We start from the raw sequence: 16,059 nt of genomic DNA, 5'->3' as shown, positions 1-16,059 counted from the left end.
TTAAATAGGGTCGCCAGGCAGTTGGGTCAGTATTTCGTAACTATCGTCGGTGACCAGAATGGTGTGCTCCCACTGGGCGGAGGCACTGTGATCCTTGGTGACGATGGTCCAGCCGTCGGGCAGGGCCTTGATATGGCGTTTGCCGGCATTGACCATGGGCTCGATGGTGAAAGTCATGCCCGCCACCAGTTCGACGCCCTCGCCGGGATTGCCGTAGTGCAATACCTGCGGTTCGTCGTGGAATTTGCGGCCAATCCCATGCCCACAGAATTCCCGCACGATGGAACAGTGTTGCGCCTCGGCGTAGACCTGGATGGCATGGCCGATATCGCCCAGGGTCGCGCCGGGCCGCACCTGCTGAATACCGCGCACCATAGCTTCATGGGCCACTTCCATTACCCGCCGCGACCGCAACGGCACCTCGCCGACAGCGAACATCTTGCTGCTGTCACCGTGATAGCCCTCTTTGATGACGGTGACGTCAATGTTCAGGATGTCGCCATCCTTGATCACACGGTCGCCGGGAATGCCGTGGCAGATCACATGGTTGAGGGAGATGCAGATGGATTTGGGAAAGGGTGGGTATTCCGGGCTGGGCTGATAGTTGAGCGGTGCCGGAATGCCCTGCAGGTCATTGACGATGTAATCGTGGCAGATGCGGTCCAGTTCGCCGGTGGTAACGCCAGCTTTGACATGAGGGCCGATCATCTTCAGCACCATGGCCGTGAGCTGCCCGGCCACCCGCATTTTTTCGACCTCTTCTGCGGTCTTGATGCTACCCTGTGGGGATTTTTTGCTGCGCTGTAACATGCTGTTCTCCTGAAGCGGCTAAAAGAAAAGCGGTTCCGCCGCGCTTATGATCATTTTATCAGGACTGACGCGGGTCCGGTAGGCCAGAATTTCCACACCGTCGATGCGTGCCTGGCGCAAGGCCTTGCCATAGGCGGGATCAATGGCGTCTGCGGGTGCAAAACCCCGGCCGTCTTCCCGGCCGACCAGAAAAAGCATCACCGCCCGTTTGCCGCTGCGGACCACTTCCGTCAATGCCCCCAGATGGCGCAGGGCGCGGCTGCTGACCGCATCGGGGAAGCGGATGATGCCGTCGTCCTCCAGCAGTGTGCAGGATTTGACCTCCACATAACAGGGCGGCTGGCCTTCGGTGCTGAGCAGGATGTCCACGCGTTCATGATGGCCATAGGGCACTTCGCGGCGCAGTTGTGTGTAGTATTGCAAGGCGGGTATGTCGCCCGCGGCGATGGCCTCGGCAACTACGGCATTGGGGCGTTGGGTGTTGACGCAGACCCAACTGGCGCCGCTCCAGTAGAGTTCCCAGGTCCAGGGCAGTTTGCGTTTGGGGTTGTCGCTGAGGGAGATCAGGATGGGCTGACCGGGTTCGGCGCAACTGCGCATGCTCCCGGAGTTGGGGCAGTGTACGGTGATGATCTCGCCGCTGGCCAACGTGCAGTCGGCAAGAAAGCGTTTGTAGCGGCGGATCAGGGTGGCGGGGGTGAGCGGCGGCAGGTTCATGGGGTTCAGCCTAACGCCGTCTGCTGGTACAAGCCAGTGGCGCAATGCGATAGAGAGGCTGTCCGGCAGCCATCCGTGTACATGCCCAGTCGCGCCACTCCAGCGCAGAAGCCCCATGCAGCCCGGCAGGCGTTGTCCAACCCAGTAGCCGCAACGTCTCCTCCCAGGCCTGACTGGGGTTGCCTGTCCACGCGGGGCTGTTGGCACTTTTGGACAGCTTGCGTCCATCTGCATCGCAGAGCAGGGGCAGGTGCCCATATTGGGGATGGGGCAGGTTCAGGGTGCTGTGCAGATAGCGTTGCACCCCGGTGAGCGCCAGCAGATCACCGCCGCGAATCACTTCGCTGACACCGTGCGCACCGTCGTCCACGACACAGGCCAGGATATAGGCGAAGTAGCCGTCGGCACGCAGCAGGACGGGGTCACCTTGTGGTGCGGGCGATGGTTGCCAGCCATGGAAACGATCCTCCCAGGACGGTAAATGGTCGGGCACCCGCAGGCGCCAAGAGCGGGTCTGCCGTCCGGGTGCCAGACCCGACCGGCAAGTGCCCGGATAACGTGCACCGCAGGCCCGGATTTCCTGACGGGTGCAGGCACAGGGATAGACCATGCCCTGTGCCTGCAAAGCCGTCAGCGTTTCCCGGTAGATCGCCTTACGGGAGGACTGGGTCTGCACCGATCCGTCCCAGTCCAGCGTCAGCGCCTCCAGTTGCCGGAGAATGGCGTCGGCGGCACCGGGACGCACGCGGTCCTCATCCACGTCTTCCAGACGCAGCAACCAGCGCCCGCCCTGACCGCGGGCACTGAGATAGCTGCCAATGGCGGCAATGAGTGATCCCGCATGGAGCGGGCCGCTGGGGGAGGGCGCAAAGCGTCCGGTGACGGTGAGGTTGCTGGGCATGGCTTCCTTCAGATGATGTCCTTGCTATAGTAGCGCGAGCATCGGCGAAAACGGAGTGAACATGGCGGGCGGAGAATTTGCGCTCATCGAACGGTTACGGAGTCGTCTCGGTAAGGCGGGCAAGGGCGTGCGGCTCGGTATCGGCGACGACGCTGCCTGGCTGGACCCCGCGGGTCGGCAACTGGTGGCGACGATGGATACGCTGGTCGCCGGTCGCCACTTTTTCCCCGAGGTCCGCCCGGAAGACCTCGCCTGGAAAGCCCTTGCGGTGAATCTCAGCGACCTGGCCGCGATGGGTGCGGCGGCGCGCTGGTGTCTGCTCAGTCTGGCCCTGCCGCAGCGGGAGGAGGGCTATGGGGAGTGGCTGGCAGCATTCGCAACGGGCTGGAGTGCGCTCGCCGACCGCCACGGCGTTACCCTGGTCGGCGGCGATACGGTGGCTACGGATGGGCCGCTGACCCTCTCGGTAACCGCGTTGGGGCTTGCCGGCCGTGGGGTGATGCGCCGTGATGCGGCGCGGCCCGGAGATGTGATCTGGGTCACCGGCAGTCTCGGGGATGCGGCCGCAGCCCTGGATCTGGCCTTTGTGGAACGCGGCCACGACGGGCAGGCCTTTCCTTGCTCAGCACCACAGCGGGATGCATTGGAGGCCCGTCGGTTGCGTCCCACGCCCCGTCTCGAGTTCGGCACGACGGCTCTGGCAGTGGGTGTGCTTTGTGCCGTGGATTGTTCCGATGGCTTTCTGGCCGACCTTGGCCATATCCTGAAAGCTTCGGGTGTCCGGGCGCAGGTCGCTCTGGATGCGCTGCCTTTGAGCCCGGAACTCGCGGATCTGGCGCGGACTGACCCGGAACGCCTGCAACGCTGGCCTCTCACCGGCGGTGATGATTATGAATTGATCCTTTGTGCCGCTCCTGCCTTATCGACGGCAATACAGGAGGCCGCGCGGACACTTGCCCTCCGCCTGACAGCGGTGGGCAGCATCCTGCCGGCGGTCTCCGATGCCGGGACGGCGGTCACCTTGACCTGGCGAGATGAGCCGCTGCCGCTGCCTTCCACCTGGGGGCATGTCCATGCGCTCTAGACCCTGGTATCAGTGGCTGGCGTTGGGGGGCGGCAGCGGCCTGTCGCCCATCCTGCCCGGCACCATGGGTACTATCGCTGCCATTCCCCTGTATCTGCTGCTGACCCTCGTGGTGCAGAACAATATGGTTTATGCGCTGGTGCTGGTGACGATGATCGCGGTGGGGCCGTGGCTCTGCGGGCAGACCGCGCGGGAGATGCAAAACGGCGGTGGTAAAAGGGCGCTGGATCCCCCGGCTATCGTCTGGGATGAATGGGCGGGCCTGCTGCTCACCCTCTGGCTGGTGCCTTTCGGCTGGTGGACGCTGTGCGTCGGGTTTCTGCTCTTCCGCTTTTTTGACATGCTCAAACCCTGGCCGATTTCCTGGCTGGATAAGCATATTCATGGAGGCACGGGTATTATGCTCGACGATATCGCTGCGGCGATCCCGGCACTGATTCTTCTGCGACTGATGCTGGCGATGGGCTGGTTATGACGAATACCCGTCCTACGGAGTCCTTGCAGATATTGCTGCCCATGCGCCCCGCGGCCCTGCCCGATGCCCAGCGTCTGGCGGCCTGGGCCAGGCGGTCCGGGATGGATGTCCGGGTGGAGCTGGTCGCCACATTGCCCGATTGTTCCAGCATGGCGGTGGCCATTGGCGAGTTTGCGAACGCCTCAGGCTGGATGAAAACATCGCTCCGCACCCGTCTACCGGCTGGTGACTGGGCCGCGTTGCGCGATTGGGCAAACGCGCATCTGCCCGTTTGCGAGGTGCCTTTGAGCCTTTTCAACGACAGCGGCACCGCACCGGAGGTTTTGCCGGGCGAGTATTGGGTCGAGGCTGGAACACCCGGCGCCATGTCGCTGCACATGGCGCCGCCGGAATGGTCCTTGCTCCAGCACGCCCGTGCGCGGGACACCCGACTCGCCCTGGCGGAGTCTTGTACCGGCGGTGATCTGGCCGCGCGGATCACCGCCTTGCCCGGCTCCTCGGCGCTGCTGCGCCACGGGTTTGTGACCTACAGCAATGCCGCGAAAATTCAGTTGCTGAAAGTGCAGGAAGCCACCCTCGCGCGGGTCGGGGCCGTAGCGGAGGAGACCGCCCTGGAAATGCTCGCGGGTGCATTGCACGACGCGGACATCGCCGCAGCGGTTACCGGTATCGCCGGGCCGGGAGGCGCCGTGCCCGGCAAGCCGGTGGGCACAGTCTGTATTGCCTGGGGTGCGCGGGGCGCGGAGCCGCAGGTGAGCACTTGTCACTTTCACGGAGACCGTTGGTCGGTGCAGTATGCCGCGGGTTCGGTCGCTTTGGGCGGGTTATTAGGATTATTGCGCGGGGCTGGATGAACGGCGGCCACCATGTCGACTAAGAATTATGTCGCAGTAGCTTTCAGTCGTTTGCCCCGCCCGTTCGCTCAGGTAGAATGCCGGAAAGGGTTGTTCCGATGACCCCCGCAGTACCGCGGATCATCAGGCCCTGCCGCGCGCCACTATAACAGGGTGTTTTGCAAGGATGGGTTAACCCGCAATTCAGGAGAAGGAAAGCATTATGGACGAACAGCGTAGCAAGGCCCTTTCGGCGGCCCTCTCACAGATTGATAAGCAATTTGGTAAAGGCGCCATCATGCGTCTCGGTGATCACAATGCCATCAAGGATATTGAGGTCTACTCCACCGGTTCGCTGGGATTGGATCTGGCTCTCGGTGTCGGTGGCCTGCCGCGGGGCCGAGTGGTAGAGATTTACGGGCCGGAATCTTCGGGTAAAACGACCCTTACCCTGCACGCCATAGCCAGTTGTCAGGCTGCCGGAGGCACGGCAGCTTTCATTGATGCCGAACATGCTCTGGACCCCAGCTACGCCCATAAGCTCGGCGTCGATCTGGAAAACCTTCTGATCTCCCAGCCGGATACCGGCGAGCAGGCGCTGGAAATCGCCGACATGCTGGTACGCTCCGGGGCAGTCGACCTGATTGTTGTCGACTCGGTGGCTGCACTGACCCCCAAAGCGGAAATCGAAGGCGACATGGGCGACTCCCACGTCGGCTTGCAGGCGCGTCTGATGAGTCAGGCGCTGCGCAAGCTCACCGCCAATATCTCCCGAACTAATACCCTGGTCATTTTCATCAATCAGATTCGTATGAAAATCGGGGTGATGTACGGCAGCCCGGAAACCACTACCGGTGGTAACGCCCTCAAATTCTACGCCTCCGTGCGTCTCGATATCCGCCGTATCGGCGCGATCAAAAAGAGCGACGAAGTGGTAGGTAACGATACCCGCGTCAAGGTAGTCAAGAATAAGGTTGCACCGCCTTTCCGTGAAGCCGAATTTGCCATCTATTACGGCGAAGGCATCTCCCGTCTTTCCGAGCTGGTGGACCTCGGCGTGAAGTTCGACATTGTCGAAAAAAGCGGTGCCTGGTACAGCTATCAGGGAGAACGTATCGGCCAGGGCAAGGATAACGCCCGCCAGTATCTCAAGGAACATCCGGAATTGGCGGTCAATATCGAGCAGCGGATACGGGCAGCGGCAGCAGGTCATCCCCTGGCCTTTGCCGAAGACGCGGTAGAGCCCGCAGCGGTCGGGTAGTTGACGGCGGAACGCAGCGATCCCACCGCGCTGGCGCTACGGTTGCTGGCGCGCCGGGAGTATGGACGTCTGGAATTGCGTGACAGATTGCTCCGTGCGGGATGTGATGCAGGGGACGTGGCGCTGGCGCTGGATGCACTCGTCGCTGCCGGCTATCAGGATGATGCGCGTTATGCGGAAATGCTCGTCCGTACCCGTGTGCGTCAGGGGCACGGGCCGTTGCGTTTGCGTCAGGACTTGCGGCGGGCAGGGGTCGAGGCTAGCGCAGACCCAGAGGTTGACTGGCTGGTGCAGGCACAGACCGTCTATCAAAAGCGTTTTGGCGACACCATGCCAGTAGACGCGAAAGATTATGCCCGGCGCGTCCGTTTTCTGGCAGGGCGGGGATTTACCGGAGAGACGATTCGCCGGGTGCTGACCGCCAGCAGAGAAGGGGATTTCTCTGCGGATTGACAGCGGGTAAGCGGTGGAATACCCCCTTACCCGGAGGCAGAAACATTTTATTCTTAACAACGGAAGACCAATGCACGCGCAAGCCATTCGCCAAGCTTTTCTGGAGTATTTTGTGGAGCAGGGGCACCAGATCGTACCCTCCAGCCCGCTGATTCCCCGTAATGATCCGACCCTGTTGTTCACCAATGCGGGTATGGTGCCCTTCAAGGATGTGTTTCTGGGACTAGAAACCCGTCCGTACCGGCGCGCTGTCTCCTCACAGCGCTGTATGCGCGCGGGTGGCAAGCACAACGATCTGGAAAATGTCGGCTACACCGCACGGCACCATACCTTTTTCGAGATGCTCGGCAACTTTTCCTTCGGGGATTACTTCAAGCGCGAAGTGATCGGTTTTGCCTGGCGCTTTCTCACCGAGCGCCTGGGACTGCCGCCGGAAAAGCTCTGGATTACGGTTTATGAAGAGGATGAGGAAGCCGCCGCCATCTGGATCAATGAGATTGGAATTGACCCACTGCGCCTCTCCCGCTGTGGCGAGAAGGATAACTTCTGGAGCATGGGTGACACCGGCCCCTGCGGCCCTTGTTCAGAGATTTTTTACGATCATGGTCCCCATATCCCTGGAGGCCCTCCGGGCAGTCCAGAGGAAGATGGCGATCGCTATATTGAAATCTGGAATCTGGTCTTCATGCAGTTTGACCGGGACAGCAGCGCCACCCTGACGCCGCTGCCCAAACCCTCCGTCGATACCGGCATGGGTCTGGAGCGTCTCGCCGCCGTGCTCCAGGGCGTACATAACAACTATGACACCGACCTCTTCAAGCCGTTGATCGGCGCGGCGGCCACTATCAGTGGCAAAATTTACGGCCGTGATACGGCAACGGACACCAGTTTGCGGGTGCTGGCAGATCACATCCGCGCTTGCAGCTTTCTCATCACCGATGGCGTCCTGCCCGCCAACGAAGGGCGCGGCTACGTGCTGCGCCGCATTATCCGTCGCGCCGTGCGGCATGGCCGCAAGCTGGGCATGGAGACCGTATTTTTTCATCAACTGGTGGCGCCACTGGTAGCCGAGATGGGTAACGCTTTCCCTGAACTCACGCGGGCACAGCGCGAAGTCGAGCGTGCCCTGGAGCGTGAGGAAGCCCGATTCCGTGAAACGCTGGAGCGCGGACTCAGTCTGCTGGAAGACGCTATTGCGGGTCTGGCAGTAGGCGCCGCCATTCCCGGCGAGATCATTTTCCGGCTCGCGGATACCTTTGGCTTCCCCGTTGATCTGACCGCCGATATCGCCCGCGAGCGCGATCTGGTCATGGATATGGACGGCTACGAGGCGGCCATGGCCGAGCAGCGCAGCCGCTCCCGCGCCGCCTGGGCGGGCAGCGGTGAGGTCAAAACCGAGCGGGTATACCACGATCTGGCCATGCGTCTGTCGGCTACCGGGTTCACCGGCTATACAGTCTGCGCGGATGAAGGGAAGGTCCTGGCGCTGATCCGCGATGGCGAAGAGGTGGCCTTCCTCGAAGCAGGGGATGCGGGTGCGGTTATTCTCGACCGGACGCCTTTTTACGGGGAATCCGGCGGGCAGGCGGGGGATCGTGGTGCGCTCCAGTCGGATGCTGCCCTGTTTACCGTGACGGACACCCAAAAGCCCATGGGTCACCTGCATGTGCATTTGGGTCGTTTGACATCCGGTCGTCTGCGGGTTGGCGATACGGTGGCCGCCAGTGTGGATGAAGTGGGGCGACGGGCGACGGCAGCACATCACTCCGCGACCCATCTGCTCCATGCCGCCCTGCGCAACGTGCTCGGCAACCATGTGCAGCAGAAGGGTTCGCTGGTCAATCCGGAGCGGCTGCGTTTCGACTTCAGCCAGCCGGAGCCGGTAACGGCGGCGCAGTTGCGCGAGATCGAGCGCATGGTCAATGCGGCTATCCGCAATAACGTCGGCGCCGAAACCCGGGTGCTGCCCATCGCTGAAGCACAGGCCCTGGGTGCCATGGCCCTCTTCGGCGAGAAGTACGGTGATGAGGTGCGGGTGGTACGCATGGGAGATTTCTCCATGGAGCTCTGCGGCGGCACCCATGTGGAGGCACTGGGGGATATGGGCGTGTTCAAGATCCTCAGTGAAAGTGGCGTAGCCGCAGGCATCCGGCGTATCGAGGCGGTCGCCGGCGCGGTGGCTCTGGAGGCTATTCAGCGTGATGAAGAACGTCTGCAAGCGGCAGCCGGACTGTTGAAAGTCGCCCCTGCAGAACTGGATCAGCGCCTGGTACACACCCTGGAGCGCCTGCGGCACTTAGAAAAGGAGCTGGAAAAGGTCAAGCGGGACGAAGCCGCCCGAGCGGGTGCCGATCTTGCCGCAGAGGCCGAGGACGTGGGCGGAGTGCCGGTGTTGATCAGGCGTCTGGAGGGGATGGATGGCAAAGCCTTGCGCGATGCCCTGGATCGCCTGCGCAGTCAATTAGCTGACGGCGTCATCGTTCTGGCGGGCGTGGAAGGGGAGAAGGTGGCGTTGATTGCTGGCGTCGGTAAAGGATTGACTGGACGGATTCACGCCGGAGAACTGGTGAATACCGTGGCGCAACCGTTGGGCGGCAAGGGCGGCGGGCGTCCGGATATGGCGCAGGCCGGGGCTGGCAATCCGGCGGCTTTGGATGCCGCCCTCAACGCCGCTCGCGACTGGGTCAGGGGCAAACTCGGTTAGTTTCGACCCTGCCGCGATCCTTGTCCCTGAGGACCGCGGCCCTGGCCGGGTCCACCATCTGGCCTCCGAAAGGCGCCTGGTGCCCGCTGCTCCGGCCCACGATACATTGGTTGCGGACGTTCCGTCGGCCGGAAATGGCGCCACTGCGGGTCTTGATAATGGCGGCCGGCGTCGCGCTGGACGTTTTGCCAGTCGCGGTAATTCCAGTGACGGAGCGCGGGCGGCGGCGCGAGGATGGGATGCCATGGGCCGCGATAGCCCGGTCCGGCCCACCAGCGATTGCCATAATAATAATAGTAGGTTGCGCCTTGATAGAAAATGGGCTGAGATGTGCCATAGGCGGCATAAACCCCGAGGCTGCTCAACCAAATCATCAAGGGTGGCGTGGCGATCGCTATTGGCGGATAGCCGGGTGCCCCATAGATGGGCTGCGTCCCAACATTTAACTGTATGTCCACGGGGGATGCGCTGGCCCCAGTAACTGCCGTACCGGCATATAGGATGGCGCCGGATACTAACCAGACAATGTGACGCTGTTTCCAGTTCATGATGGTTCTCTCCAAAAATTCTTCCATGGATTTCAACGCTAAAGATATCACCGCGGTTTCACGGCAAAGAACAAACGCTTTGCGTGGCATTTTTCCAATAATTCGCCGGTAGCCTGTCAAACTTTAAACGCAGCCCATTCTGATATATACCTACTTATAGTACAGCATGGTGAATAATTCCATGACACGCAGCAGAAACCGGGCAAATGTACAGGTGACGTGACTATGCATGAGATGGCATTGTGCGAAGGGGTACTACAGGCGCTGGAGGAACAGGCCAAGATCCAGCACTTCGCCCGTGTGCATGTGGTATGGTTGGAAATAGGCGTTCTGGCCAGCGTGGAACCGGAGGCGTTGCGCTTTAATTTTGATGTGGTCACGCAGGGCACGCTGGCCGAGGGATCCCGTCTCGAAATCGTGACGGTGTCGGCACAGGCGTGGTGCCTTCCCTGCGGCGAAAAGGTGTCCATCCGGCAATATTTCGATGCCTGCCCCCAATGCGGTAGTCATCAGCTCCAGGTCGTCGAGGGCGCGGAATTGCGTATTCAGCAATTGGAGGTGGAATGATGTGTACCACATGTGGTTGCGGTGGTGGTGAAATGAAGATCGAGGGGCTTGATCACCATAACCATCCCCATGATCCTCACGAGGATAACGGGCAGCATAGGCATGGAAACGAATCCCGGGCGGCCCACGTCCATGCACCGGGCATGGACGGACGGCGCATGGTGCGGATCGAGCAGGACATTCTAGCCAAGAATCAGCGCCACGCCGACACCAACCGCCGGTATCTGGCCGAGCGGGGTGTCTTTGCCCTGAATCTGGTCTCCAGCCCCGGCTCGGGCAAGACCACGCTGCTGGTGCGCACCGTCGAGGCCCTGCAACATCGGCTGCCGGTGGCGGTGATCGAAGGAGATCAGCAGACGGGTCGGGATGCCGAGCGTATTCGCGCCACTGGGGTGGACGCACTGCAGATCAACACCGGCAAGGGCTGCCACCTGGATGCTCACATGGTGGGGCATGCACTGGAGCAGTTGCAGCCCGTCGCCGAGGGGGTACTCTTCATCGAAAACGTCGGGAACCTGGTCTGTCCGGCCGCCTTTGATCTGGGAGAGGCCCACAAGGTAGTGGTGCTGTCGGTAACTGAAGGGGAGGACAAGCCTCTCAAATATCCGGACATGTTCCATGCCGCCGACCTCCTGCTCCTCAACAAGATCGACCTGCTTCCCTATCTGGAATTCGATGTGGATGTCTGCATCGACTATGCCCGGCGGATCAATCCGAAACTTGCGGTCCTGCAGGTCTCCGCCACCCGCGGCGACGGCATGGCCGCGTGGCTGGCGTGGATCGAGGGTGGTGCCGAACAGGCCCGTAGCGCGCGCGAAAGGGCGTTGCGGGCGCGAAAGACGACACTGGAACAAGAGTTGGCCGCCCTGCGATCGCGTCTGGGAGAGGCCCACTGATGTTGCCCGTCGGCAACCCTTCCGTAGCAAGGGTTGTTCGCTATCGCCTGCGCGTGTTGGGGCAGGTGCAGGGGGTGGGCTTTCGACCCTTCGCCTATCGTCTGGCGACGGAGCTAGGGCTTGGCGGATGGGTGCGCAATGATGGCCGGGGGGTGGACATGGAGGTGCAGGGTTCGGTCCCGGACCTGGAACGCCTCATCCTGGACCTGCGGCTGAAGGCCCCGTCACTCGCCCGGGTGGAGGGGGTCGAGGTACGCGAGATCGCGCTTCGCCCCGCCTGTGCCCACTTCCTGATTGAGAAAAGTCGCACAGGCACGATCCGCACCGGCGTCTCACCGGATGCGGCGGTCTGTGATGCCTGTCTGGAAGAACTCTTCGATCCCACCGACCGGCGTTACCGCTACCCCTTTATCAACTGCACCCATTGTGGTCCCCGCTATACCATCATCGGTGCCCTCCCTTACGACCGACCCAATACATCCATGGCGGGTTTCGGGCTGTGCGTCCAGTGCCGCCGCGCGTATGAGGAACCGTTGGACCGCCGTTTTCACGCGGAGCCAGTCGCCTGTCCTGCCTGCGGCCCCCAACTCGCGTTGCACGACGCGGACGGGCGGGCGCTGGCGGTGCCGGATGTCGTCGCCGCCGCTCTGAATCTGATCCGCGGCGGTCGGACCCTGGCCGTCAAGGGCCTGGGAGGATTCCACTTGGTCTGCGATGCTCGACGGGAGAAAGCGGTGGCGCGCTTGCGCGCCGCCAAAATCCGCGCCGAGAAACCCTTCGCCGTCATGGCCGCAAACCGTGCCTCCCTCACCCCTTGGGTCCACTGTGACGACCAGGCGGCTTTGTTGCTGGAGTCCACAGCCCGCCCCATCGTGCTGTTGCCCAAGGGGCCGGGCTGCGACGTCGCTTTTCCGGGTGTGGCGCCGGGGCTTGCCTGGCTCGGAGTGATGCTGCCGTACACGCCATTCCATTATCTCCTCTTTCACGAAGCCGCGGGGCGCCCCCGCGGCACGGCCTGGCTGCGGCAACCCCAGGATTTGGTGCTGGTCTGCACCTCTGGCAACCCTGGCGGCGAACCTCTGGTAACGGACAATGACGAGGCCTTTCGACGTCTGCACGGACTGGCCGACGCCTATGTGGTGCATGACCGCGGCATTCTGGTCCGTTGCGACGATAGTGTGCTGCAGTCGAATCGGGGCGCTCCGGTCTTTATTCGCCGGGCTCGAGGCTATGCCCCCGCAGCCATAAAGCTGCCCGCCCGCGGCCCTTCGGTACTGGCGCTGGGGGGGGCGCTCAAGAATACCATCTGCCTGACCCGTGGCGACGAGGCCTTCGTCTCTCAGCACCTGGGTGACTTGGACAATGTTGCCGCTTGCACGGCGCTCGAAGAGACCGTGGAGCATCTTCTCGGCGTGCTGGACGTCCGCCCGGAGCGGGTAGCCCACGACCTCCACCCGGATTTCCACAGCAGCCGTTTCGCCTTGGCATTCGCCGCTGCCCATGGTCTGCCAGCGGTGGCCGTTCAGCACCATCACGCCCATATTGCCGCCGTCATGGCCGAGCATGGTTTGCTGGGCTGTTGCCTCGGGCTGGCGCTGGATGGCGTGGGACTGGGGGGCGATGGAACGCCGTGGGGCGGGGAGCTGCTTCTGGTGGAAGAGGGTGGTTTTCAGCGCTTGGGGCAGTTGCGCTCGCTGGCTCTGCCAGGGGGTGACCGGGCCGCCCGAGAGCCTTGGCGCATGGCGGCGAGCGCGCTGCACGCTCTGGGCCGAGGCAGCGAGATCATTCATCGCTTTCCGCATGAAAGCGCGGAGGTGGTAGTCCAGATGCTGAAGCAAGGCATCAACGCGCCGTCCACCAGTAGCGCCGGGCGGCTCTTCGACGCCGCTGCCGCGCTCCTGGGTGTCAAGGACTGTGCAAATTTCGAGGGGCAGGCGGCCCTGCTGCTGGAAGGCTTGGCCTTGCGTCGGGGGAAGGTAAACCCCTTGGCGGGCGGCTACCTGCTGGAAGAGAGCGGAACCCTCGATTTGCTGCCGCTGTTGGATCATCTGGCCGACTTGGACGACCCGGCCTTCGGGGCAGCCCTCTTCCATGCCACTTTGGTCCGGGGCCTGGTTGACTGGGCGGCACAGGCCTCTGCCCGTTCCGGAATCCGGCGGGTGGCTCTGGGTGGGGGGTGCTTTGTCAACGTGATTCTGCGGACGGCGGTGCGGAAAGGGCTGGAAGAGGCAGGACTGGAAGTGTTTGAAGCGCGGCTACTGCCGTCCAACGACGGCGGCCTGAGCCTGGGACAGGCCTGGGTGGCACAGGCCGCTGTACTATAAGAGGAGTGACGTCATGTGCCTAGCTATTCCCGTGCGGGTCGAACGATTGCTGGATTACGAGCTGGCGGTGGTCGAGCTGGATGGTCTGCGCAAGGAGATCTCGCTAGCCCTGGTGGACGGCGTCCGGGAGGGGGATTATGTCATTCTCCACGTAGGTTATGCGTTGACCCGGCTGGAGCCGGAGGAGGCCGAACGGACCTTGGCGCTCTTCGCCGAGTTGGCCGGTCGGCTGGATGATGGGGAAGGGGCGAAAATATGAAGTACGTCGACGAGTTTCGTGACCCCACCCTAGCACGAGGTCTGGCGCACGCCATTGCCGCGGAGGCCTGTTCCCATCGGGACTATCATCTGATGGAGTTTTGCGGCGGCCATACCCATGCCATATCCCGCCATGGCATCCAGGACCTCCTGCCGCCCAACATCCGCCTGATCCACGGGCCCGGCTGCCCGGTCTGCGTATTGCCTATCGGACGCGTTGACAGCGCCATCGCCCTGGCTCTGGAGCACGGCGTCATCCTCTGTACCTATGGCGATGTGTTGCGCGTTCCGGCTGCGGAGCGCATGAGCCTGCTCAAGGCCAAGGCGGCCGGCGCCGATGTCCGCATGATTTACTCCAGCCTGGATGCCCTGCGCATTGCCCAGGAAAACCCCGATCGCGAGGTGATCTTCTTCGCCATCGGTTTCGAGACGACCACCCCGCCCACCGCTGCGGTCATCCGCCAGGCCAAGACAATGGGTGTCAAAAACTTCACGGTATTCTGTAACCACGTACTGACACCTGCGGCCATCCGCAAAATCCTGGATTCGACCACGCCGAAGGAGGGGATAGGGGGCGCAGAAGGGCCGCGGCTGGACGGCATCATCGGGCCGTCCCACGTCAGCACCGTGATCGGCAGCCGGCCCTATGAGTTTGTCGCGGAGGAGTATCAGCGGCCGGTGGTGATCGCCGGCTTCGAGCCCCTGGACGTGATGCAATCGATCTGGTTGCTGATCCGCCAGATCAATGCCGGACGGGCAGAGGTGGAGAACGAGTTCATCCGCGCCGTCAGCCGCGACGGTAATCCCAAGGCCCAGTCGCTGATGACCGAGGTCCTGGAAACGCGCCCCGCCTTCGAATGGCGCGGCCTCGGCACCATCTCTTACAGCGCACTGCGCATCAAGGCCGCCTACGGTGACTTCGATGCCGAGCGCCGTTTTATTATCCCTTACCGGACGGTAGCCGACCACAAGGGGTGTGAGTGCGGCGCCATTCTGCGCGGCGTCAAGGAACCCCGGGACTGCCGGCTCTTCGGCACCGCCTGCACGCCCGAAAATCCCGTGGGCTCCTGCATGGTTTCCTCGGAGGGCGCCTGCGCCGCCCACTACACCTATGGCCGCTACCGCGATTATCGGGACGCCGGTCCCACCCGGAAGGCGGTGAATGTTTGATGGATGACACGCAGAAAAGAAGTTATCTGCGGCCCCTGGACTGGCGGCAGGGGCGGGTGGACATGACCCATGGTAGTGGCGGCCGCGCCAGCGCGCAGCTCGTCGATGAGCTCTTCCTCCGCGCATTTGACAATGACTGGCTGCGCGCACTGAACGACCAAGCCTGCTTCCTCGTGTCGTCAGGGCGCATGGTGGCGGCAACCGACAGCCACGTAGTTTCTCCCCTTTTTTTCCCAGGGGGGGACATCGGCTGCCTGTCCGTGCATGGCACCATCAACGATGTGGCAATGGCGGGGGCGAAGCCGCTGTATCTCACCGCAGGCTTCATCCTCGAGGAGGGCTTTCCCTTGAGCGACCTGCAGCGAATCGTGGACTCCATGGCGGCGGCGGCGCGGGAGGCCGGGGTCGCCGTCATTGCTGGGGATACCAAGGTGGTGGAGCAGGGCAAGGGCGACGGTGTCTTCATTACCACCACCGGTATCGGCGTGGTTCCCGAAAATCTGTACATCTCGGGTGACCGGGCGCGGCCCGGCGACCGTATCTTGCTCAGCGGCACCATCGGGGATCACGGCGTTGCCATCATGTCTGTGCGGGAGGATCTGCGTTTTGGCACCACCGTGGCTTCCGATACCGCTGCCCTGCACGGTCTGGTAGCGACCATGGTGGAGGCAATGCCCGACATCCATTGCTTGCGGGACCCCACCCGCGGCGGGCTCGCCACCACCCTGAACGAGATCGCCCAACAAGCCCGGGTGGGGATGCGAATCCGGGAAGTATCCATCCCCGTTCGGCCCCAGGTCAGGGCCGCTTGTGAATTCTTGGGACTGGACCCCCTCTATGTGGCCAATGAAGGAAAACTGGTGGCCATCTGCCCGCCGGAGGTGGCGGAGCGCCTGTTGGCCGCCATGCAGGCACATCCCCTCGGTGCCGACGCCGCCATCATTGGCGAAGTTGTGGATGACCGCCATCACTTCGTGGAGATGGAGACGGCCTTCGGTGGTCGACGCATGGTGGATTGGCTTACCGGCGAGCAGTTGCCGCGGATCTGCTAATGATTG

Annotated in this window: 16 protein-coding genes; 12 read left to right on the top strand and 4 right to left on the bottom strand. The window is 62.7% G+C overall.

The features are described from left to right. The 3 genes from map to gluQRS are packed head-to-tail and all read right to left on the bottom strand — an operon-like array spanning position 1 to position 2,428. Positions 1 to 810, bottom strand: a complete 810-nt coding sequence (gene map, locus M0P56_RS03265) for a type I methionyl aminopeptidase (protein WP_291508615.1) — start codon at positions 808 to 810, stop codon at positions 1 to 3. An 18-nt stretch (positions 811 to 828) separates the two neighbouring features. Next, positions 829 to 1,527 (bottom strand): DNA/RNA nuclease SfsA, encoded by a 699-nt coding sequence (sfsA, locus tag M0P56_RS03260; protein WP_291508614.1) that lies wholly within the window; start codon positions 1,525 to 1,527, stop codon positions 829 to 831. Between the two features lie 10 nt (positions 1,528 to 1,537). Then, entirely contained in the window at positions 1,538 to 2,428 is an 891-nt protein-coding gene (gluQRS, locus tag M0P56_RS03255) for a tRNA glutamyl-Q(34) synthetase GluQRS (RefSeq protein ID WP_291508613.1), read from the bottom strand. A 61-nt stretch (positions 2,429 to 2,489) separates the two neighbouring features. Between gluQRS and thiL the strand changes: the two genes are divergently transcribed. The 6 genes from thiL (at position 2,490) to alaS (ending at position 9,238) form a co-directional block, all read left to right on the top strand. Beyond that, positions 2,490 to 3,512 (top strand): thiamine-phosphate kinase, encoded by a 1,023-nt coding sequence (gene thiL, locus M0P56_RS03250; protein ID WP_291508612.1) that lies wholly within the window; start codon positions 2,490 to 2,492, stop codon positions 3,510 to 3,512. Then, positions 3,502 to 3,987, top strand: coding sequence for a phosphatidylglycerophosphatase A (locus tag M0P56_RS03245; RefSeq protein WP_291508611.1), 486 nt, complete (start codon positions 3,502 to 3,504; stop codon positions 3,985 to 3,987). Before thiL ends, M0P56_RS03245 begins: the two co-directional genes overlap by 11 nt. After that, the gene (locus M0P56_RS03240; RefSeq protein ID WP_291508610.1) at positions 3,984 to 4,841 is read left to right on the top strand and encodes a CinA family protein; all 858 of its coding nucleotides are present in this window, start codon (positions 3,984 to 3,986) and stop codon (positions 4,839 to 4,841) included. Before M0P56_RS03245 ends, M0P56_RS03240 begins: the two co-directional genes overlap by 4 nt. 202 nt (positions 4,842 to 5,043) lie before the next feature. Further along, a complete protein-coding gene (recA, locus tag M0P56_RS03235) occupies positions 5,044 to 6,081 on the top strand; it encodes a recombinase RecA (RefSeq protein ID WP_291508609.1) in 1,038 nt (345 codons plus the stop codon). Then, complete coding sequence (locus M0P56_RS03230) at positions 6,082 to 6,534, top strand: regulatory protein RecX (RefSeq protein ID WP_291508608.1); 453 nt, start codon at positions 6,082 to 6,084, stop codon at positions 6,532 to 6,534. Positions 6,535 to 6,604: 70 nt separating this feature from the next. Further along, positions 6,605 to 9,238 carry an alanine--tRNA ligase gene (alaS, locus tag M0P56_RS03225; RefSeq protein ID WP_291508607.1) on the top strand — a complete coding sequence of 878 codons (2,634 nt, stop codon included), beginning with the start codon at positions 6,605 to 6,607 and terminating at the stop codon, positions 9,236 to 9,238. Here alaS and M0P56_RS03220 read toward each other — a convergent pair. Continuing rightward, entirely contained in the window at positions 9,235 to 9,786 is a 552-nt protein-coding gene (locus M0P56_RS03220) for a hypothetical protein (protein WP_291508606.1), read from the bottom strand. The two genes, alaS and M0P56_RS03220, sit on opposite strands and share 4 nt — an antisense overlap. A 225-nt stretch (positions 9,787 to 10,011) precedes the next feature. Between M0P56_RS03220 and hypA the strand changes: the two genes are divergently transcribed. From hypA to hypE, 6 genes are read left to right on the top strand one after another with little or no spacing between them, the layout of a single operon-like run. After that, complete coding sequence (hypA, locus tag M0P56_RS03215) at positions 10,012 to 10,353, top strand: hydrogenase maturation nickel metallochaperone HypA (RefSeq protein WP_291508605.1); 342 nt, start codon at positions 10,012 to 10,014, stop codon at positions 10,351 to 10,353. Next, positions 10,350 to 11,249, top strand: a complete 900-nt coding sequence (hypB, locus tag M0P56_RS03210; protein ID WP_291508604.1) for a hydrogenase nickel incorporation protein HypB — start codon at positions 10,350 to 10,352, stop codon at positions 11,247 to 11,249. The genes hypA and hypB overlap by 4 nt, the downstream gene beginning before the upstream one ends. Further along, positions 11,249 to 13,573, top strand: a complete 2,325-nt coding sequence (gene hypF, locus M0P56_RS03205) for a carbamoyltransferase HypF (RefSeq protein ID WP_291508603.1) — start codon at positions 11,249 to 11,251, stop codon at positions 13,571 to 13,573. The genes hypB and hypF overlap by 1 nt, the downstream gene beginning before the upstream one ends. 13 nt (positions 13,574 to 13,586) lie before the next feature. Continuing rightward, the gene (locus M0P56_RS03200; protein WP_291508602.1) at positions 13,587 to 13,832 is read left to right on the top strand and encodes a HypC/HybG/HupF family hydrogenase formation chaperone; all 246 of its coding nucleotides are present in this window, start codon (positions 13,587 to 13,589) and stop codon (positions 13,830 to 13,832) included. Beyond that, positions 13,829 to 15,001, top strand: a complete 1,173-nt coding sequence (gene hypD / locus M0P56_RS03195; protein ID WP_291508601.1) for a hydrogenase formation protein HypD — start codon at positions 13,829 to 13,831, stop codon at positions 14,999 to 15,001. Before M0P56_RS03200 ends, hypD begins: the two co-directional genes overlap by 4 nt. Continuing rightward, positions 15,001 to 16,053: a hydrogenase expression/formation protein HypE gene (gene hypE, locus M0P56_RS03190; RefSeq protein WP_291508600.1), complete on the top strand. Its 1,053-nt coding sequence runs from the start codon at positions 15,001 to 15,003 to the stop codon at positions 16,051 to 16,053. The genes hypD and hypE overlap by 1 nt, the downstream gene beginning before the upstream one ends. Positions 16,054 to 16,059: the final 6 nt, after the last annotated feature.

Source organism: Acidithiobacillus sp., assembly GCF_023229925.1.
GTDB lineage: Bacteria > Pseudomonadota > Gammaproteobacteria > Acidithiobacillales > Acidithiobacillaceae > Acidithiobacillus.
This window is presented reverse-complemented; position numbering and strand designations above follow the sequence as displayed.